Source organism: Paradesulfitobacterium aromaticivorans, assembly GCF_054657415.1.
Genome location: NZ_BAAHYT010000010.1, coordinates 1137153 through 1157240, shown reverse-complemented (window position 1 = coordinate 1157240; position 20088 = coordinate 1137153). Strand labels below are relative to the sequence as shown.

The window sequence follows — 20088 nt, the reverse complement described above, 5'->3', positions numbered from 1 at the left end:
CCTTATTAACACACATTGACTTTATTCGCGAAACTATCCTAAAATTCCTGCTCGCAATACGTAAATATTTAGTATTCTTTTGCATAGAAACTATTTTTTGCAGTAATTGATAATCCTATTCATTAGTACACTTTATACACAAACTCGGGTTCGCTCGTTCAACTCTTTAAAACCTGCTCAATGACATCTGCTATCCTGGCGGCAGCGTGGCCGTCCCCGTAAGGATTCACGGCCGTGGCCATCGCATCATAGGCGATTTTATCACTGAGCAAACGTCGCAGTTCAGACACCACCCCCTCATATGAGGTGCCCACCAGAGAGACTGTCCCGGCTGCGACCGCTTCCGGACGTTCCGTTGTATCCCTAACCACCAGCACAGGTTTCCCTAAAGAGGGGGCTTCTTCCTGAATCCCGCCGGAATCCGTAAGGATCAAATAAGAACGTGCCTGCAAATTAACAAACGGCTGGTAGTCAAGGGGTTCGACCAAATGTACCCGCGAGTGTCCGCCTAAGACTTCCTGCACAACTTCCCGCACTTTAGGGTTCTTATGCACAGGGAAGAGCACGTAAGTATCCGGAAACTCTGTAAGTATGCTCTCCAAGGCATGATAAATATGGCGCATCGGTTCTCCCAGGTTTTCGCGGCGGTGTGTGGTCACCATCAGCATGCGCCGATCCTTCTCCAGAGTGAATATCTGTTCGAGGTTCGGATCGTTGAACCGGTACTTTTCATCCACGGTAGCCAACAGCGCATCAATCACGGTGTTGCCTGTTACATGGATCAGTTCAGGCTTAATCCCTTCCCTAAGCAAATTGGTGCGGGCTGTTGCAGTCGGAGTGAAATGAAGCTCAGCCACAGCTCCTGTGAGTTTGCGGTTCATCTCTTCCGGATAAGGGGAATACTTGTTGTGCGTGCGCAGCCCTGCTTCCACATGCCCGACCGGAATTTTCTCATAAAAGGCAGCCAAGGCTGCCACAAAAGTCGTTGTCGTATCTCCGTGCACCAAGACCAGATCCGGGCGTTCACGCGTGAAAACCCCGCTTAACCCGGCCAACGCTCCGGTGGTAATGGATGTCAAAGTCTGGCCCGGCTGCATCAGGTTTAAATCGTAATCCGGGGTGATCTTAAATAATTGCAACACTTGATCCAGCATTTCTCTATGCTGGGCAGTTACCGCCACTAAACAGTGGATCGAATCCCTGCTTTTCAAAGCCTGAACCACCGGAGCCATCTTAATTGCTTCCGGCCTGGTGCCAAATACGACGATGACTTTGCGCGGTGTGGACACGATATCTTCCTCCCGACTTACCGCAACCCCCCATGCCGCTTAAGCGGCAGAGAAAGGAAATTCCCCTATGACTCCTGACTCCTTATATCTCAGGTACTCAGAATTCAGTAGTCAGTAGTCAGAATACCACGAGATCCTGACTCCCTTCTTCTGTCTCCTGTCTTCTGACTCCTAATCAGACAGGTGCACCAGCTCCAAGCCCGCCTCCAAGGCCATCTCCACTGCCAGTTTGTCCGGGTAGGGCGCTTCATACACAACGCGCCTGATACCCGCATTGATCAGCATTTTCGTGCAGAGAACACACGGCTGCACCGTCGTGTAAATATCCGCGCCTGCGATGGCTACGCCATGTTTAGCGGCCTGTATCAAAGCATTTTGTTCCGCGTGTACCGCTCTGCACATTTCATGCCGTTCTCCGGACGGGATCATGAGACTTTCCCTTAGGCATCCCACTTCAGCGCAATGCCTGAGGCCGGAAGGGCTTCCATTATAGCCTGTGCTTAAAATCTGCTTATCCTTGACAATTACCGCTCCCACCTGCCGCCTTAGGCAAGTGGAACGGCCCTGCACCACCCGGGCAAGTTCCATGAAATAACTGTCCCAACTCGGGCGTTTAGGTACAGGCATTACTTGGTACCGAAAAGCCGGTCCCCTGCATCCCCGAGACCGGGCACAATATAGCCATGGTCATTCAGACATTCGTCCACCCCACCGACGAAAATATCGACATCAGGATGGTTTTCTTGGACAGCCTTAATACCCTCGGGTGCTGCTATTAAACACATCAGCTTAATATTACGCGCCCGCCGCTCTTTGAGAAAAGTGATCGCTGCCACTGCTGAACCACCGGTAGCCAGCATCGGGTCAATCACAATCAAATCCCGCTCTGGCACATCAGATGGGAGTTTGCAGTAATACTCCACCGGTTTCAAAGTTTCCGGGTCACGGTATAACCCCACATGCCCCACTTTAGCAGCCGGAATCAGTCTTAACATGCCATCGACCATGCCCAAGCCCGCGCGCAAGATCGGCACCAGCCCGACCTTGCGTCCGGAGATCATCCTGGTCTTCGCCATGCCTACAGGGGTCTTAACTTCTACTTCCTGCAGCGGAAAATCCCGGGTAACCTCATAGGCCATCAGCATGGCAACTTCTTCAACCAGTTCCCTAAAGTCTTTGGAACCGGTATTTTCATCCCTGATTAAGGCTAATTTATGTTGGATTAGGGGATGATCAAGAACGTGTACATCTGCCATTACCGTTTAATCAACTCCTATGCCGAAAAATTCTAATCCAAATCAAGATAAAGCGGGAACTCCTGGCACAGGGCATTCACTATCGCCCGCGCCTTAGCCAGTTTATCAGGTTCACTAGGAGAGGTCAAGGCAACATCTATCGCCTCGGCGATGCGCTCCATGGCCGCCGGATTCATGCCACGGGTAGTCGCGGCCGGGGTTCCGATCCTAATGCCACTGGTGACAAAAGGACTGGCCTGATCAAACGGAATCGTGTTTTTGTTCACGGTTATGCCGATTTCATCGAGAATATGCTCGGCATCTTTGCCCGTAAGACCCTTCGGGCGCACATCCACCAGCATCAGATGATTATCCGTACCTCCGGACACCAGCCGGAAACCCTTGGCCGCAAGCGCCTGGGCCAGAGCCTGAGCATTATCTATGATACGCTGTTGATACGCTTTGAACTCAGGTTTGAGGGCTTCCCCAAAAGCCACGGCCTTGGCAGCAATCACATGCATCAAAGGGCCGCCCTGAATACCCGGAAAAATCGCTTTGTCAATAGCCTGAGCGTGTTCCTGGCGGCAGAGGATAAGCCCGCCGCGCGGGCCGCGCAGCGTTTTATGCGTGGTCGAAGTTACGAAGTGTGCATATGGCACCGGATTTGGATGAAGACCGACAGCCACAAGACCGGCAATGTGGGCCATGTCTACCATGAGGTAAGCTCCTGCCTCATCCGCAATCTCTCTTAGCTTCGCAAAGTCAAACTTGCGGGGATAGGCGCTGGCTCCGGCCACAATCATCCGGGGCTTGTGTTGCTGCGCCAGAGAGCGCACCTTATCATAGTCAATCTGTTCTGTCTTCTTATCTACCCCATAAGGAACAAAATTAAAATAGACCCCGGAAATATTAACCGGACTTCCATGCGTCAGATGTCCACCATGAGAAAGATTCATACCTAGAACCGTGTCTCCCGCCTTAAGCATCGCAAAATAAACGGCAGTATTGGCCTGAGCCCCGGAATGGGGCTGAACATTGGCATGCTCGGCCCCAAAGAGTTCCTTAATTCTGTTCCTGGCTAAATCCTCCACCACATCCACATATTCGCAGCCACCGTAGTAACGTTTGCCAGGGTATCCTTCCGCATATTTATTGGTAAGTACGGAACCCTGAGCTGCCATCACCGCTCTGCTGACAAAGTTTTCCGAAGCAATAAGCTCAATTTTGTTCCTCTGGCGGTTTTCTTCCTGCGCAATCGCTTGGGCAACTTCAGGATCTTGTTCCTGTACCCACTTCCTTATGTAATCCACTGATATCGCTCCAATCATTTCAAAATATTAGGGATACTGCGCGCGCGGGCCTCCGATGAGGCGCGGGCGTGTGCGGGCGAGCGTGAGATGCGCTTGTCCCAGGGAATTGACCGGGAGGCGCAACGGCACGACCACCGAGCGCAGGTGCATACCGATAAAGGTGTCCCCGATATCAATCCCGGCATGTCCCTGGATCTTCTCTACCGTAACCGGAGAGTCAAAGCTCTGCCAGGCCTTGACCGTCATAGCTCCGCCGGCATGGAGGGCAGGCAGGACAGTCACAGCCTCAAGCCGATAATGTTCAACACACTCTTCTTCCACGACCAAAGCTCTATTAATATGCTCACACCCCTGAACGGCCAGAAAGACATTGGCGGCGCGGCAGCGCTCCAACAGTGGCGGAAGCAAAGCTTCCGCCACTGCCGTACTGCTTCCTTGACCGATACGATGTCCTAAAACCTCGCTCGTACTGCAACCCAGCACTAAAATTTGTTGAGGTCGCAGATTGGCCTGCAAGAAAAAGCCATTGAGGACATCCTTCCACACTGAAGCTATCATGTCTAGCTGTTCTCTCTGCTCTCTCTGCCCATTCTCAGCGGGCATCCTATGCAGTTCCTCCGGCATCCGAACCCCCTCCTCCTAAATAACTTCTCCCCGTTCAACCGCTGTAATTAGGTCTACCCGATGTGCATGGCGTCCCCCTGCAAATTCAGTCTTCAGGAAAATGTCTACGATGTCCAGAGCCAGACCTACCCCAGTCACTCTCCCGCCCAGGGCAAGGACATTGGCATTATTATGTTCGCGTGCCATTCTGGCCGAATAGGTTTCGGTACAGACAGCAGCCCTGATCCCAGGGACCTTGTTGGCCGCCATCGAAATTCCCAGGCCTGTCCCGCAGACGATTATCCCTAAATTCGCTTTCCCACTGCGGATTGCGTCTCCCACAGCAAACCCATAGCGCGGATAATCTACTGATTCAGTCGAATATGTGCCCAGATCCAGAACTTCAATTCCCTGTCCCTGCACATAAGTCTTAATCTCCTCTTTTAATTCATAACCCCCGTGATCTGCTCCTAGGGCAACTTTCAAAGAGTTACACCTCCCAAACGCTATTTAGTTTAAGGCTTGTCCCCATCGCTGAGCTTATCAAGTCCATGGCGCATATCAAAGAGCAATTCCTCGATCTCAGCTGCACAAATTCGGTATTCCTCAAGAGAACGCCCCCAAGGGTCCTGCACATCTCTTGGGCGTTCGCTCCACTCCCCCAGACGCACAATCTTACGTCTATATTCCGGGAACAGAGCTTTGAGCCTCAGCTCATGGGCTTTAGTCATAGGAATTACCCAATCAGCCCCGGCTATCAGCTCCCTGCTCACTCTGCTTGAGCGGTGCCCGGTCAAATCTAGCCCCCGTTCCCGCAGAACTGCAACAGCCTCTGAACTGGCCGCCGAGTCCTCCCAGGCGTCTGTGCCTGCCGAGCTAATTTCCGTGTGCCCACCAAAAATCTGCTTGGCCAAAGCCGCAGCCATAGGGCTGCGGCAGGTGTTGCCCGTGCAGACAAAAAGGAGCTTCATCCCTGACACCTCACCCCGATATACTCTAATCTATACTTCCTAAAAAAACAGCTTTACTCCTATGAGAAGCAAGGCTAAACCGCCTAAAAGTTCGGCTCTTTCCCCGGCCCGCTTGCCCAGAAAGCGGCCTAAGATAAGCCCAGTTCCGGTCATTAGTCCGGCCACTGTTCCCATAATCAAAACGGTCCCGCCGATGGCACTGCCGAGAGTTCCGAGAGAAAAGCCGACGCTAAGCGCATCAAGGCTCACGCTGAACACCAGAGCATAGATCCCATATCCGCTAAGGGATACCCCCGACGGCATACCCCTTGGCTGCAAAAGTCTGCGCGCCTCCCCTAAAGGCAAGCTTTCCTTTGCTGGCTTATAAACATTATAAACCATCTTCCCGCCTAAGCCTAACAGGACTATCGCCCCCAGCGTTTGGGCCAGCCTGCCCAGAAACAGCCCCAAGGTTTGCCCCGCCAAGAGCCCGGCCAAGGGCATTAAGACATGAAAGAACGCTACCAGGAAAGATAAGCGTAGTATAAGGCGTTTGGGTATACCCACTAACCCAATGGCTATAGCCAGAGAAAAAGCATCTGCACCCAGAGCCACCGAAACTGCCAAAACCCAAGCAAGGTTCAATGCGCGCACCCCCCTGTATTTTATATGCCCGCAGGTGCGTGTTCGATGCCCCGGCCCTAATCCTTTAGGTTGTCACACGTATAATGTCTTATGGCCTGAAGCTTTTTCCAGCCTGTTCATAATAGCCAGCCCCAAACCTCCTTCCTCAAACCCCTCGGCCAAGACCAAATCAATCCCCCGTTGATCACAGAGCCTAAGCCCGGCAAACAGGCTGGCAGCGACCTCGCGCGGCCGAGCCTGCGAACCCAGGACATAAAGGAGGTCAGGTTGTTCTGTTTGCATCTGGGGTGCACTTTCCAAGGTACACAGAATTCCTATTTTCTTATGTTGATAATGCCCTTTTTTAATCTCTTCACTGATGCGGTCAAGCACTTTTTCCCGCGACCCGACCACGACGTACATTTCTCCGCGCGGCGCATAATGCCTGTACTTTAATCCCGGAGACCGGGGTGCGGAACTCGCGCTCGGACGGTCAAGCTCCACCGGCCCCAGCACTTTTTCTAGCTCCTCCCTGGCGAGTCCGCCTGGGCGCAAAATAACCGGGACTTCCCCGCTCACATCTAAAACAGTGGATTCCAAGCCCACTTCACAGCTCCCTGCGTCCAAGATTAGCGGAATACGACCACGCATATCCTCCCACACGTGCGACCCAGTGGTAGGGCTGGGCCTGCCGGACAAATTGGCGCTGGGGGCGGCCAGAGGGAGTCCGCTTTCCTCGATCAAAGCCAGAGCCACAGGGTGATCCGGCATGCGGATAGCCACGGTATCCAGTCCGGCTGTAACCCTGTCCGGCACTAAGTCGTTTTTGGGCAGGATAAGCGTAAGCGGCCCCGGCCACAAAGTGCTGGCACAGATTTCTGCCGCTTCCGTCCAGCGTGCAACTAGCTTGTCTGCCATCATCCGGCTGTTGACATGCACAATGAGCGGATTGTCCTGGGGTCTGCCTTTCACTTCAAAAATCCGGGCACACGCCTCTGCATTGAGAGCATTAGCCCCTAGACCATAAACTGTTTCCGTTGGGAACGCTACAATTTCCCCGGAGCGCAGGAGCGCCGCCGCTTCTTTCAAAGCCTCCGGGTCAGGATATTCCATGTTTATGTATGTTCGTTTTGTTTCCATGCTTCTGTCTGATCCCCCCCTGCCACTTAGGGGTTGTCGGCTGCACAGCAGCCTGCCAACCTAACACTACTCGATCCCGCCCGGCCAGATCCTGATATACTTTCGTCCCGAAACCGTGCTTACGCAAAATATCCGTGACGGCTGCAGCCTGATCCCAACCTATTTCCATAATCATTTTCCCATCTTGGGCCAACAACTCTGCTCCCTCCCGCGCGAGGCGGCGGTAAAAATCAAGACCGTCCTCCCCTCCCAGGAAGGCGAGCACGGGTTCAGCTAGAATTTCCGCTTCACACGCGGCATAAGCTTCAGGAGAAAGATAAGGGGGATTCGTTACGATCCAGTCCCATTTTTCCCCTGCCGCCGGCTCAAGGAAATCTCCTTCACGCCACTCCACCACTAGGCCGAGACGTTCGGCGTTAAAACGAGCCACGGCCAGCGCTTGGGCGGAGATGTCAACCCCCACCACTTGGGCTTGGGGCAAAAAATGCGCCAAGGAGAGAGCCAAAGCTCCACTTCCGGTTGCAACATCAAGAATCTTAAGCGTCCGGGAGAACTCCTCTTCAGCAGCCAGCCCTCGCTCCTCAAGCAGCCCTTTTTTAACTTGTTCAATTAGCTTTTCAACTAAAATCTCACTGTCCGCTCGGGGAATGAGCACCCGTTGATCAACATAGAACTCCAGCCCCATGAACTCCTGGCGTCTTAACAGGTACTGAAGCGGCACACGCGCGGCGCGCCGCCTGATCAGTTCCCGGTACTCTGCCACCTGCTCAGGCTCAAGCTCAGTTTCCCGCTCCACATACAGGCGCTCGCGCCTCCAGCCTAAAACGAACCCCAGCAAGAGATCTGCATCAAGACGGGCATTGTCCACCCGGGCATCCTTGAGCCTGCTTTCTCCCCAGCGGACCAGCTCCAGCGTTTTCATCCAACTTCAGCCTTCATGCGCTCAGCTTGATCAAACGTGATCAGGGCGTCAATGATTTCATCAAGGTCTCCCAGCAAAATGGTCTCAAGCCTGTGCAAAGTTAAGCCGATGCGGTGGTCTGAGACCCGTCCCTGCGGGAAATTATACGTGCGGATGCGCTCACTGCGATCTCCTGTCCCTACCTGGCTTTTCCGTTCCGAAGCGAGTTCCCCCATTTTTTCCTCTTGCACCTTTTCCAAAAGGCGCGCGCGCAGGACCCGCATCGCCTTATCCTTGTTCTTATGCTGGGACTTCTCATCCTGACAGGATACTACAATCCCGGTAGGCAGGTGCGTAACCCGGACCGCGGATTGGGTCGTGTTTACAGACTGCCCTCCCGGCCCGCTTGAACAAAAGATATCTATGCGCACATCATTGGGGTTGATGTCTACTTCAACCTCGTCCGCCTCCGGCAGCACGGCCACTGTGGCCGTGGACGTATGAATCCTGCCCCCGGATTCCGTGACTGGAATCCGCTGCACGCGGTGAACACCGCTTTCAAATTTCAGCTTACTGTAGGCTCCTTGCCCTGCCACTAAGACGATGATCTCCTTGAAACCGCCGATATCAGTGTAACTGGCACTTAAAAGCTCTGTTTTCCAACCTTGTCGTTCAGCGTAACGGGTGTACATCTTAAAGAGGTCTCCGGCAAACAGGGCAGCTTCCTCCCCGCCAGCCCCGGCCCTAATCTCGATGATGACATTCTTATCATCGTTAGGATCCTTGGGCAGCAGGAGGATTTTCAGGCGCTGCTCCAATTCCTCAGCCCGTGCAGTCAACTCTTCAAGCTCAAGTTCGGCGAGTTCGCGCAATTCCGGGTCAGGCTTATCCTGAAGCAGGGCTTCAGTGTCTTCCTTCTGCCTCACAACCTCTTTATACTCGCGATAAGCATTGACAATTTCCGTAAAACCAGCCTGCGCTTTGGCATATCTTTGCCACTCGCTTTGATCAGCCAAGATCTCCGGGCTGCTAAGCAGATTACTCAGTTCATCATATCTTTTCTCGATTTCCATAAGTCTGTCTAACATTTTCTAATAACACCTCGAATCTTTACGTCAACTCCTGGCCGGATTCCAGCACCTCGCCCAGTGCTGTTAAAGCGACCTCCATCTGGCTGTCATCCGGCTCTTTCGTGGTCAGCCGCTGCAGCATGAGGCCAGGGACAATAAGCCAGCGCAGCCAAGGCGATTCCAAATGGCGGGCAGAAAACTTGAGCAATTCATACGCGATGCCGGCAACCAAAGGCATAAGCAAGATACGAGAAAGGAACCGCCACCATAAAGGATGAAGGCCCAAAAAGGCGAACACAAAAATGCTGACGACAACCACAAGGAGCAGAAAACTAGTGCCGCAGCGGGGATGAAGGGTCGAAAACTTACGCGCATTCTCGACGTTCAATTCCTCTCCGGCCTCATACGTGTAGATTGCCTTGTGCTCAGCCCCATGATACTGAAAAACCCGCTGGATATCGGATAAACGGGAAATAGCTATAATATAGATAAAAAAAACAACAAGCCGGATAAAACCCTCCAGCAAGTTCTGCCACACCACTCCCTGAATTTTCCCTTGCAGCAAGTGGGCAGCCCCTGTCGGCAGCCCCACAAACAATAACAATCCTAACCCCAAAGCAATCGCTATCGTTAAGGCCATTTCCCCGAAACCAAGTTCTTCTCCCTCTTCTTCCCCCACAGCGCGGTTAGCGGAATAAGTGAGTGCCTTCGTTCCAACCACCAGGGATTCAAGCAAGGCTACAAATCCCCTTATAATAGGAAGTTTAAGCAGCGGGCGCGCAGCCCAGGCGCGGATTGGCTGTCGCGTAACTTCAATCTCACCATTCGGAAGCCTTAATGCAATCGCACTTTCCCGCGGACCACGCATCATTACACCTTCAATGACTGCCTGGCCCCCATATTGTACCGGTCTGCCCAATCCACTCGCTCCTTTATCAGCTCATAGTTAAGAAAAGAGCAGAGCTGGCGCTCTGCTCTTTTCTTAAGCAACGACCGCAGGCCGTTGTTATTGCATTCCGTATTTCTTTTTGAACCGGTCAACTCGACCGCCGGCATCAACAAAACGTTGGACACCTGTATAGAAAGGATGGCATTTAGAACAAATTTCCACCTTAATGTCTTTCCTGGTACTTCCTGTATGAATTACTTCTCCGCATGCACAAGTAATGGTGGTTTGCTCGTACTTCGGATGAGTGTTTTCCTTCATGTTTTTCACCCACTTTCTCCGGATCAACTTTAAATATTTTAGCACAGAGAATGGGGAAAGGTCAAGGGCCAGCAATTTCTTTAGTTGGATACTGCACTTGCAAGAAGTTGTTTTGGAAGTACTTTCAATGGGTCTATGGTTTGCCCGGACAACCTCACTTCAAAGTGAAGGTGGGGACCGGTAGTTTTTCCGGTATTACCGGAAACTGCGATGCCTTCCCCTTTTTCCACTGAATCCCCGACCTTAACCTTAAGCTTGCTGTTGTGAGCATATAATGTTTGGACTCCGTTGCCGTGGTCAACCACAACTGTCAGTCCATAAATAGGGAAGCGTCCGGCTTTGCTTACGCGCCCCGGGCCGGCAGCCCTTACTGTTATTCCTGGTGGAACAGCGATATCGAGCCCGTGATGAAAATCCCCTTCGCGTTGTCCGTACGCAGATGACACCGGGCCTGACAAAGGCCAGGCCCAACTGCTGGTAGAACCGCGCGAGACCTCCTGTTCAAGGTAATTTTCTTTAATAGTAAGATTTGTTCCTGGCCGGATCATTTTGACCTTAGGGTTTTCGCGCAAGATTTGCTCCGCTGTAGTGTGGTAGCGCTCAGCCAGAAGCGGGAGTTCCCTCGGCGAGTCAACTGTGACTATGGAAAAACTTACATCTGGGCCTGCTAAAGTTTGCGAATATCCCGGTTTGGCCAGTGCCAGAATCAACCCAAGCGCAATTAAGGCGAAAACCGACATCAGTATGAAAGCGGCGCCCCTTTCCCATATGCGCCGCCTTCGCTCAGTATTCATAAAGAAGAAATACCACCTCAGATCACACTTTAACAGTATTCAGGTATCCAGAATTCAGTAGTCAGAATTGAGAATGTAGTCTTCAAATGTTTTCGCACGTCATTCTGACTCCTTGACTCCTGGCTCCAGTAGTTGCTATAAAGAAGGCATTCCTCTTTAGTGTTGCCATGTTGCGATAGATCTATACTGGTTGTAGGTAATCAGAATTCAGTACTCAGAATTCAGTAGGGTTTTAAACCCTTAATTTGTACCCAAAAATTATTCTGACTCCTGACTCCTGGTAAACTTAAGAGTTAACTGCACCTTTCATCATGTTCTTGGGTTTCTTGTCAAACCGGTGGCGTGCCTCAATAAAGCGCACCGTTCCTGACTTTCCACGCATGACTACAGTATGCGTGAGCGCCCCTTCAGCCGTGAAAGTCACTCCGCGCAGAAGATGCCCTTCCGTAATTCCGGTCGCAGCAAAAAACACATCGTCACTGGCCACTAAATCATCCATTGTCAATAATTTGGATACATCTTTAATCCCTAAGGCTCGGGCCCGGGCAACATCAGACTCGTTTTCCGGCCAAAGCCTGCCTTGCATTTCTCCGCCCAGACAGCGCAGGGCACTGGCGGCAAGCACTCCTTCGGGGGCTCCGCCAATTCCCATCATAATATCAACCCCGGTATCCTCGAACGCACAGGCTACAGCCGGGGAGACATCTCCGTCACTGATCAGGCGGATCCTTGCGCCACAGGCACGGACATCGGAAATCAGCTTGGCGTGGCGCGGCCGATCGAGAATTACAACCGTCAGATCATCTATACTCTTATCTAAAGCCTGGGCAACCTGATTGAGATTTTCCTGCACAGGAGCATCAAGGTGAATACGCCCAGCTGCCAGTGGGCCTACCGCAATCTTATCCATGTACATGTCCGGGGCGTGCAAAAGCACTCCCTTTTTCGCAATAGCAACAACCGCAATTGCACCCGTCAAACCCTTGGCCACAATATTGGTCCCTTCTAAAGGATCGACAGCCACATCCAACTCACGCCCGTCTCCTGCTCCCACCTTTTCACCGATGTAAAGCATCGGAGCCTCATCCATTTCCCCTTCTCCGATAACCACGGTTCCGTGCATATGAATGGTATCAAAGACAGCGCGCATTGCCTCAACCGCAGCATCATCCGCAGCTTCCTTATTCCCGCGTCCAACCCAGCGGGCCGAAGCCAAGGCAGCCGCCTCTGTTACCCGGGCAAATTCCATCGTTAACTCTCTTTCCAAGTCCCCGCCCCCTAATATTTTCTTATAATAATTCTATGTCATATTTTCTTGTCCATGACCTATTCTGCCATAGTGAATCGGTCATTGCAATGACTTTGACTGGGGTTAGGCTTCAAGCTTTTTCCAGTCATCAAGGAACCTCTGGATGCCGGCCTCAGTCAGGGGATGCTTGAACAACTGGCGTAAGACACTGAAAGGGATCGTTGCATAATGTGAGCCGAGCTTAGCTGCCTCCAGCACATGATAAGGGTTGCGGATGCTGGCGGCGATCACTTTCGTTTCAAGGTCATGGACAACGAAGATCTCGCAAATGTCCTCGACTACTTTGAGCCCGTTTTCTCCGATATCATCCAGCCGCCCTAAGAATGGACTGACATATGCCGCCCCGGCCCTGGCCGCGAGCAGAGCCTGCACCGGAGTAAATACCAGGGTGACATTGGTCTTAATCCCTTCCCCGGCCAAAACTTTTACTGTGCGTAGTCCTGCCTCAGTCATCGGGATCTTGACTACGATATTGGGATGAATCCCGGCCAAAACCCGGGCTTCTCTCAGCATGCCTTCATGGTCCAAAGCAATAACCTCAGCACTGACAGGACCGTCAACTATGCCGGTGATCGTGTGCAAAAGGGCGTGAAAATCTTTGCCCTCTTTCGCCACCAGGGTTGGATTGGTTGTCAAACCGGCGATAACACCCATGTTCCAGGCCTCAGTGATTTCCTCAAGGTTGGCCGAATCTAAGAAAAACTCCACTTCATTCACCCCTATATCATATCTTTTATTCAATCTTATCGGATAAAATCTCCGGAAAAGTCGAGATAAACGTAAGATGGAGTGAAACCTCCATCTTAAAAAGTTTTTTTATTTTATTTCAGGCAGCCGCAAATTATGCTTTGCTATTACTGCCGAAAACCCGGATTTTATCCCGGATGATTGCTGTAGCAGCTTCCCTTGCCGGCCCGAGCATTTTGCGCGGGTCAATTTCCTTAGGATTATCGTTAAGTACTTGGCGGGCCGCTAAGACAAAGGCCTCTCTGATGTTCGTGTCAATATTAACCTTGCGCACTCCCAAGGAGATTGCTTCTTTAATCGCCTCGTCCGGGACCCCGGAGGAACCGTGAAGGACGATTGGAATGCTAACACGCGCTTTAATCTTCTGCAACCGCTCAAAGTCCAGTTTCGGGGTTCCTTTGTACTGGCCGTGAGCCGTGCCGATTGCCACTGCCAGCGAGTCAACCCCGGTAGCTTTCACAAACTTTTCTGCCTCCTCCGGGTTAGTGAAGAAAGCATCCCGCTCATCTACGCTGATGTCATCTTCCGTACCGCCGATTTTGCCGAGTTCAGCCTCAACCGAAATTCCAAGCGGCCGGGCGGCTTCAATTACTTTGTTGGTAAGTGCAATATTTTCGTCAAGCGTTAGCTTGGAGCCATCAATCATGACTGAACTAAAACCATTGCGTATGCACTGCATGACCTGATTAAAACTGGTGCCGTGATCAAGATGAAGGGCTACGGGAACAGCAGCATTCTCAGCTGCCAGCTTCGTCAGAGCCGTGATATATTCGATCCCCGCGTATTTGATTGCCCCCTGACTAGCCTGGATAATGACAGGAGCGTTCTCAGCCTCAGCCGCCGCCACAATCGCCTGCACAATTTCCATGTTATTGCAGTTGAACGCGCCCACGGCATACCCTCCGCGTTCGGCTTCTGCAAGCAAGTGTGCAACAGGAACTAAACTCATACTTATTCCTCCTCATTCGCCTTTGCCAGGTGCTGCCCCCGCACAAGACGGTTAATTAACCATGTCTTATTCTCCTCCAAAAAGATAGAAGTCATGCTCTCCACCGGCCTGATTTTATCCGCACTGTCAGCGTAGATGATTCCAAGCGCTTCGCAGGATTCGCAATATAATTCTATGCGGTCAGGCAAGAGTTCAAACGCTAAATGATTATTGCCGCAGCTACAGCCCAAGGCTCCGTTTTTCGACAAGTAATGAAGGTGATCCAAAAGCCTGAGCATCACTTCAGGGTTTTCAAATTCCTCTTCATACCCCAGCTCCGTGGCCAGTTCGGCAATAGATTTCTCCCGTTCCTGACAGGATTGGGCCACTTTTTGTTTCGGGCCCATAAATCCGACCGCGGCTTCCACCTCATGGCACATGAGCGGCAGGACCTCCTTACTCCAAATCAAACGACGGTTTAAGCGTATATAATGAGTTTGACCACAAAAAGCACAATTAAAAGCCAAACTGAACTCCTTCCGATTAAGACTGGCGACAGCTAACAAGTTGGCACCACATTGGCAGTTAAGATTAACCCTTCCTTGCCTTGAGAAAGCAAAGAGGGAGAGCGCCTGAAATTCTAATTCTCCACACTGCGGACACTGGATGGCGATAGTAGTCGTTGTCGCCAGAACCACAATTCCCACCTCTTTTCTGTACAGCATAATACTTCGGCATTTAAGAATATTTTCCTGCCAAAAGGTAAAAACTTTAAGCTTCTTAAATTTCGAAAGTCGGGCTTAAGCCGTTAATAAAGTTTCAGACGGTAAGGAAATGACCATAGCTAAAGCCTTCGGCAGAGTTTATAAATTAGCCGAAGGCTTCTTTACTAAAATTGTTCCATGCCCAATATAAGTAAATTTGCTCAAAGATCATGAGCATGGCACATTCATTCTAACTGGCCTCTGCTAAAATCTCTCGCACTTTATCGCGCAGCTCAAATAGATCAAACGGTTTGCTTATGTAGTGAATAATCCCCAGTTCCTGTGCCTGCTCCATATTCTGGATATCTCCATACGCAGTCATCATGATAACCCCTACTTTTTGGTCTTGCAGGCGGATTTGGCGCAAAGTCTCGATCCCGTTCATGCCTGGCATCTTCATGTCCATGAGAATCAGATCAGGATGAAAACTATGTAGAAGTTGTAACGCCTCAGTTCCATTAGCAGCCATTTCTACCTCATCGTTTTCTTCACGGAATGTTTCGTATAAGAGGCGGCGCACTCCAAGTTGATCATCCACAATTAGAATCTTACCCAATCTATCATCCCCTTTACTCAGTAGCTCACATTTTTGCTAAGTAAATTATTCTGCCTGCACAAGGGAAACTCCTTCTTCTGTGAGCGTGCGCTTTGCATAAATCCTGCCTCCGCGCCAATACTGCCTGAGCAAGCGCGGATTGGCCTGCGTGCGCCGGAGTGGAATTTTTACCTCATCTCCGGGAGCACAGTTCACCTGCCCTACGTCAAGCACCGTGAGCTGCATTCCTATTTTCCCGGCAACATGAACAGAACGTCCCTGGAGTTCGATTCTTTCCTTGCCCAAGGTCAAGCCAAATAAAGAGGCAATGTTTTTAATAATAATTTTAATTAAATCCCATCCTCCTTGCGGAACGAGATGCGGGACCACCCCAAACCCGTCGGCATACCCGGCCGGGATGACAGCCAAGTTCGTCTCCGTTTTGGTCTTATAGATACTTTGGTATCCTACATGCGTCCCCTTAGGCACCCGATGAACGTAGAGAATATTGGTTTTGGCGGCCCAAGGATCCTTAAGGGTGAGTCTATCGCTGAATCCGGGTCCTGGCACATGTCCGATCAAGAGCGTACCCACACGCACGAAATCATGATGATACTCAGGATAATCAAGGAAGGCTCCACTGTTGCATACATGTTTCCACCCGGGCACGATCCCATGGCCAGCCAGAGCGGCAACTCCCGCCCCAAAGCGTTCATACTGCCGTTGCGTAAACTCATGATCACGCTGAGCCGCGCGCGCAAAATGCGTGTACACCCCGGCGACCTCCAAATGAGGAGATTTAAGCAGAAGCTCAGCCAGCCCCTCGAGTTCTTGCAGCCCAAACCCGGTTCGGCCCATGCCGGTTTCAAGTTTAAGATGTATTTGCACTTTTTTGCTCATATTCCGGCAAGTTTGTTCAAGCTGAAAAACTACGCCCGTATCAGCCACAGTAAGGTGCAAATCCTCCTCCAGCGCTAAAGCCCACTCCTGGGGCAAAGCCGGACCTAGAACAAGGATAATCCCGTTAATACCGTGACGGCGCAAGATCAGCCCTTCCTCCACCGTGGTTACGGCAAAGGCTTCACACCCTTCTGCGGCCAGGGTACGCGCTACTTCCACAGACCCTAAGCCATAGGCATCAGCCTTGACCACTGCCATGCAACGAGCCGGGGGCTTTACCAGCTTAACGACTTCCCGGTAATTGGCCGCTATGGCATCGAGGTCGATGTCAATCCAGATCCCAGCCATCGTTTCACCTCCTCCGCCAACGTCCGATCAGCGGTTTCAGGACATCGGAGTACAGGGGTTCCAACCGAGTCCATAAGTAATACACCCAGGGGCGGTATACCAAGTCCCATTCCCCGATGAATTCCGTGTACTCCCCGTTAAAACCCTTCTTGAAACGAAAGAGCCCGTACAGAGGATTGTCCTCATCAAGATCCCCAGGCACCCCTCGGAAATCATAGAGCGTACACCCCAAAGATTTGGCCCAGCGTATCATCTCCCACTGTATGAGGTAGTTAGGCATGACATTGCGGTGACTGTTAGACGAAGCTCCGTAAATATACCAGGCCTTATCCCCCAGGACAAAAGCCAGCGTCCCGGCCACAACCCGTCCCTCATACTCCCCGATGAACAACTGGCCCAAGCCTGCAGGCACCAGGGTGTCATAGAGATCTTCGAAATAGGAATAAGCGCGCACCAGAAAGCGGTCCCGCTCTGTCGTTTCTTTAAGCACTTTGTAAAACTCAGGCAGATCTTCCTTCGTGCCCAAGCGGATCTTTACCCCTTTTTTCTGAGCCACGCGGATGTTATAACGGGTTTTTTGGTGCATATTGCCTAACAAAGTATCCTCATCCGGCACAATATCAAGCCTGAATACGTATTTCGGCTGTACACCCTCAAACCCTTTTCCTGTCTCTGCCGAGCGAAACCCCCGGGAGTGCAGGTATTGTTCCAGTTCCTTGTCTGCAGAAGGTACGTCAGGGTCCAGCTTAAGGAAAATGGCCCCGCGTTTGTGGGCAAGCATACGGATTTCTGCCAGGAGGCGGTCAAATAGGATTTGATCTTCAAGGTCAAGTACGGGCCCGCGCGAAGCGTAAAAAATGGGGGTTTTTATAAAAGGCAGCCTGCGTTCCAAGATCGAAGCCGCAGCCACAACCTGCCCCCCCTCTTCGAGCACCAGGCGCCACGGGGTCCAGCCGGTATGACTTTTAATCTCACCCCATTCCCAGGTCTGCAAGACATGACCTTTGGGATGGCGGGCCAAAAAGGAATTAAAGCGCTCACGCTCCGGGTCTTCAAGCCAGCTTGCTTTAATATTGCGTTCTTTAACGTCTGCCATAATTATTATTCCTTTCGTATTTTAAAGCAATAAGACAAAGAGCAGTCCTAAAGATCCTGCTCTTGCTTCGTTTGTTATATTCTAAACCATTTTCGTTTATTTTCAGACTTAAGCTAAAGCCTAAGCTTACCTCAAAGTAGCTTTCACAAATTCCCGGAAGAGCGGATGAGGCCTATTCGGCCGGGATTTGAATTCCGGATGGAATTGGGAAGCCACAAACCAAGGATGGTCAGGGAGCTCTGTTATCTCCACCAGGCGCTCATCAGGGGAAGTGCCGGAGAAGAAGAGACCCGCTTGTTCCAGCTCGGCGCGGAACTGATTATTGACCTCATAGCGGTGGCGATGCCGTTCATAGATAACCTCGTCCTGGTAAGCTGCAAAAGCCTTACTCTCTTCTTTGAGTTTGGCCGGGGAAATCCCTAAGCGCATCGTGCCGCCCTTGTCCTCAATGTCTCTCTGCTCGGGCAAAATATCGATAACCGGATAGGGCGTGTCCGCATCGAACTCTGTACTATTGGCCCGCTCCATCCCGCAAACATGGCGGGCAAATTCAATCACTGCACATTGCATTCCAAGACAAATTCCGAGGAATGGCACCTTATGCTCGCGGGCGTAGCGGATGGCGGAGATTTTCCCTTCAATCCCGCGATCCCCAAAGCCGCCGGGCACCAAAATCCCGTCCGCTCCCTCCAAACATTCTTCCGCATTCGTGCTCTCAATTTCCTCGGCATTAACCCAGCGCACCTTTACTTTGGCCCCATGCTCAGTGCCGGCGTGGCGCAAGGCTTCGGCAACACTTAAGTAGGCATCCGGAAGCTCCACATATTTCCCGACAAGTGCAATCTCCGTCTCTTTTACCGGAGACTTGATTTTTTCCACCATGGCACGCCACTCGGTCATGTCCGCCGCCGGAGCTTCAAGCCCCAGTTGGCGTAAAACGATGTCATCAAGGCCCTCTTCCTGGACGAGCAGGGGTACCTCATAAATGGTAGGCGCATCAACAAGCTGAATAATTGCTGCCCGGTCTATGTCACAGAGCAAGGATAATTTCTCTTTCATCTCGTTTGACACCCGTTTTTCCGAACGGCAAACTAAGATATTGGGTTGAATACCGATTGCCCTAAGTTCCTTAACGGAATGCTGGCTGGGTTTCGTTTTCAGTTCACCGGAAGCTGCTAAGTAAGGGACGAGGGTAACGTGAATATAAATCACGTTGTCGCGGCCAATATCACTGCGTATCTGCCGGATGGCTTCTAAGAAAGGCAGAGATTCAATATCTCCTACGGTACCACCAATTTCTGTAATCACGATGTCCGGATGGCTTTCCCGTGCCACCCGGTAAAGCCTCTCCTTAATTTCGTTTGTAATATGTGGGATGACTTGAACCGTCCCTCCTAAGTAATCTCCTTTACGCTCCTTGCTAATAACCGACCAGTAAATCTTGCCGGTGGTGACATTGCTGTTTTTGGAGAGCGGAACATCGATAAAGCGTTCATAATGCCCCAAGTCAAGGTCAGTCTCTGCGCCATCATCGGTCACAAAAACCTCCCCGTGCTGATAAGGGCTCATGGTTCCAGGATCTATGTTGATATATGGGTCAAATTTTTGAATTGCTATTTTCAGGCCTCGATTTTTTAATAAACAACCTAAAGAAGCAGCTGTAATTCCTTTGCCTAAGGAAGAAACCACTCCGCCGGTTACAAATATGAATTTTGCCATAGTTCAACTCCAATCCTTTCCCAACATGAAAAAAGCTAGTCCGCAATACGCACTAGCCCTATTTTTACCCACTGGTGTTTATTCTAGCTAGCTTTACGGGCAATGTCAAGCAGTGAGGTTTATTGAGTTGAGGTTCCTACCCCCATTTGTCCTCCCTACCCTCCTCAGCATCTTCGAGAACTTCTTCATCAAGCTCTCCATCCTCGTCTAGTTCAAGCATTTCATCATCCTCAAGGCCCAGTTCGAGATCATCTAACTCGTCTGACGTTTCCTTGCCAGTCTCATCAAGACCCGGCCTTTCCCCGGCATCCTCATGATGATCTTCCGCTTTCGTAGCAACTGCCAGAGAGGGCAAGCGCCGGGAACTACGCTGCGGCACCCAGGCCTTAAGACCCCATTCCCCCTGTCCGACATAAGCAAACCGAGAATCGAGGTTGATCTGAGTTAGTACTGCGGCAATCCGCTGAGGTTCCTGGGAAAGGCCCATCCGGCTAAGCACTTCTTCCACAAGGTTATAGTAGTGCTGAGGCCGACCTTGCGTATGCAAAATTTCAAACACAATGTCAACTTCAGATGGCTTCGGTTTTTGGCTGAAAGATTGAGACAATGTTTACCACCG

23 protein-coding genes are annotated in these 20088 nt (G+C 51.3%); all 23 read right to left on the bottom strand.

Annotation, left to right across the window (positions count from 1 at the left end; all coding sequences use genetic code 11):
- Nucleotides 1-158: 158 nt before the first annotated feature.
- Nucleotides 159-1289 (bottom strand): non-hydrolyzing UDP-N-acetylglucosamine 2-epimerase, encoded by a 1131-nt coding sequence (gene wecB / locus ACYQ2N_RS11410; protein WP_459999346.1) that lies wholly within the window; start codon nucleotides 1287-1289, stop codon nucleotides 159-161.
- Nucleotides 1290-1460: 171 nt separating this feature from the next.
- A complete protein-coding gene (locus ACYQ2N_RS11405; protein ID WP_459999345.1) occupies nucleotides 1461-1916 on the bottom strand; it encodes a deoxycytidylate deaminase in 456 nt (151 codons plus the stop codon).
- Nucleotides 1916-2545 (bottom strand): uracil phosphoribosyltransferase, encoded by a 630-nt coding sequence (upp, locus tag ACYQ2N_RS11400; RefSeq protein ID WP_459999344.1) that lies wholly within the window; start codon nucleotides 2543-2545, stop codon nucleotides 1916-1918. The genes ACYQ2N_RS11405 and upp overlap by 1 nt, the downstream gene beginning before the upstream one ends.
- A gap of 32 nt (nucleotides 2546-2577) precedes the next feature.
- Nucleotides 2578-3834 carry a serine hydroxymethyltransferase gene (locus ACYQ2N_RS11395; RefSeq protein WP_459999343.1) on the bottom strand — a complete coding sequence of 419 codons (1257 nt, stop codon included), beginning with the start codon at nucleotides 3832-3834 and terminating at the stop codon, nucleotides 2578-2580.
- Nucleotides 3835-3861: 27 nt separating this feature from the next.
- Nucleotides 3862-4392, bottom strand: coding sequence for a TIGR01440 family protein (locus ACYQ2N_RS11390; RefSeq protein ID WP_460000523.1), 531 nt, complete (start codon nucleotides 4390-4392; stop codon nucleotides 3862-3864).
- Between the two features lie 81 nt (nucleotides 4393-4473).
- Complete coding sequence (gene rpiB, locus ACYQ2N_RS11385; RefSeq protein WP_459999342.1) at nucleotides 4474-4923, bottom strand: ribose 5-phosphate isomerase B; 450 nt, start codon at nucleotides 4921-4923, stop codon at nucleotides 4474-4476.
- A 29-nt stretch (nucleotides 4924-4952) separates the two neighbouring features.
- Entirely contained in the window at nucleotides 4953-5408 is a 456-nt protein-coding gene (locus tag ACYQ2N_RS11380) for a low molecular weight protein arginine phosphatase (RefSeq protein WP_459999341.1), read from the bottom strand.
- Nucleotides 5409-5447: 39 nt separating this feature from the next.
- Nucleotides 5448-6032, bottom strand: coding sequence for a manganese efflux pump MntP (locus tag ACYQ2N_RS11375; RefSeq protein ID WP_459999340.1), 585 nt, complete (start codon nucleotides 6030-6032; stop codon nucleotides 5448-5450).
- A 72-nt stretch (nucleotides 6033-6104) separates the two neighbouring features.
- Nucleotides 6105-7151: an L-threonylcarbamoyladenylate synthase gene (locus ACYQ2N_RS11370; RefSeq protein ID WP_459999339.1), complete on the bottom strand. Its 1047-nt coding sequence runs from the start codon at nucleotides 7149-7151 to the stop codon at nucleotides 6105-6107.
- On the bottom strand, nucleotides 7111-8073 hold the full coding sequence (gene prmC / locus ACYQ2N_RS11365) for a peptide chain release factor N(5)-glutamine methyltransferase (RefSeq protein ID WP_459999338.1): 963 nt from the start codon (nucleotides 8071-8073) through the stop codon (nucleotides 7111-7113). The genes ACYQ2N_RS11370 and prmC overlap by 41 nt, the downstream gene beginning before the upstream one ends.
- Nucleotides 8070-9140 (bottom strand): peptide chain release factor 1, encoded by a 1071-nt coding sequence (prfA, locus tag ACYQ2N_RS11360; protein ID WP_459999337.1) that lies wholly within the window; start codon nucleotides 9138-9140, stop codon nucleotides 8070-8072. Before prfA ends, prmC begins: the two co-directional genes overlap by 4 nt.
- A gap of 22 nt (nucleotides 9141-9162) precedes the next feature.
- Entirely contained in the window at nucleotides 9163-10041 is an 879-nt protein-coding gene (locus ACYQ2N_RS11355; RefSeq protein WP_459999336.1) for a DUF1385 domain-containing protein, read from the bottom strand.
- An 87-nt stretch (nucleotides 10042-10128) separates the two neighbouring features.
- Entirely contained in the window at nucleotides 10129-10329 is a 201-nt protein-coding gene (rpmE, locus tag ACYQ2N_RS11350) for a 50S ribosomal protein L31 (protein WP_206811227.1), read from the bottom strand.
- A gap of 80 nt (nucleotides 10330-10409) precedes the next feature.
- Nucleotides 10410-11123, bottom strand: a complete 714-nt coding sequence (locus ACYQ2N_RS11345) for a M23 family metallopeptidase (protein ID WP_459999335.1) — start codon at nucleotides 11121-11123, stop codon at nucleotides 10410-10412.
- 286 nt (nucleotides 11124-11409) lie between these two features.
- A complete protein-coding gene (gene glpX / locus ACYQ2N_RS11340) occupies nucleotides 11410-12390 on the bottom strand; it encodes a class II fructose-bisphosphatase (RefSeq protein ID WP_459999334.1) in 981 nt (326 codons plus the stop codon).
- Nucleotides 12391-12495: 105 nt separating this feature from the next.
- On the bottom strand, nucleotides 12496-13140 hold the full coding sequence (gene fsa / locus ACYQ2N_RS11335; protein ID WP_459999333.1) for a fructose-6-phosphate aldolase: 645 nt from the start codon (nucleotides 13138-13140) through the stop codon (nucleotides 12496-12498).
- Nucleotides 13141-13273: 133 nt separating this feature from the next.
- Nucleotides 13274-14128, bottom strand: a complete 855-nt coding sequence (locus ACYQ2N_RS11330; protein ID WP_459999332.1) for a class II fructose-1,6-bisphosphate aldolase — start codon at nucleotides 14126-14128, stop codon at nucleotides 13274-13276.
- A gap of 2 nt (nucleotides 14129-14130) precedes the next feature.
- Entirely contained in the window at nucleotides 14131-14805 is a 675-nt protein-coding gene (locus ACYQ2N_RS11325) for a hypothetical protein (protein WP_459999331.1), read from the bottom strand.
- Between the two features lie 256 nt (nucleotides 14806-15061).
- Entirely contained in the window at nucleotides 15062-15427 is a 366-nt protein-coding gene (locus ACYQ2N_RS11320) for a response regulator (protein WP_459999330.1), read from the bottom strand.
- Nucleotides 15428-15472: 45 nt separating this feature from the next.
- On the bottom strand, nucleotides 15473-16654 hold the full coding sequence (gene alr / locus ACYQ2N_RS11315; RefSeq protein WP_459999329.1) for an alanine racemase: 1182 nt from the start codon (nucleotides 16652-16654) through the stop codon (nucleotides 15473-15475).
- A gap of 4 nt (nucleotides 16655-16658) precedes the next feature.
- A complete protein-coding gene (locus ACYQ2N_RS11310; RefSeq protein WP_459999328.1) occupies nucleotides 16659-17750 on the bottom strand; it encodes a lipid II:glycine glycyltransferase FemX in 1092 nt (363 codons plus the stop codon).
- Nucleotides 17751-17876: 126 nt separating this feature from the next.
- Nucleotides 17877-19469 carry a CTP synthase gene (gene pyrG, locus ACYQ2N_RS11305; RefSeq protein WP_459999327.1) on the bottom strand — a complete coding sequence of 531 codons (1593 nt, stop codon included), beginning with the start codon at nucleotides 19467-19469 and terminating at the stop codon, nucleotides 17877-17879.
- 136 nt (nucleotides 19470-19605) lie between these two features.
- Nucleotides 19606-20076: a DNA-directed RNA polymerase subunit delta gene (gene rpoE / locus ACYQ2N_RS11300; RefSeq protein ID WP_459999326.1), complete on the bottom strand. Its 471-nt coding sequence runs from the start codon at nucleotides 20074-20076 to the stop codon at nucleotides 19606-19608.
- Nucleotides 20077-20088 lie beyond the last annotated feature (12 nt).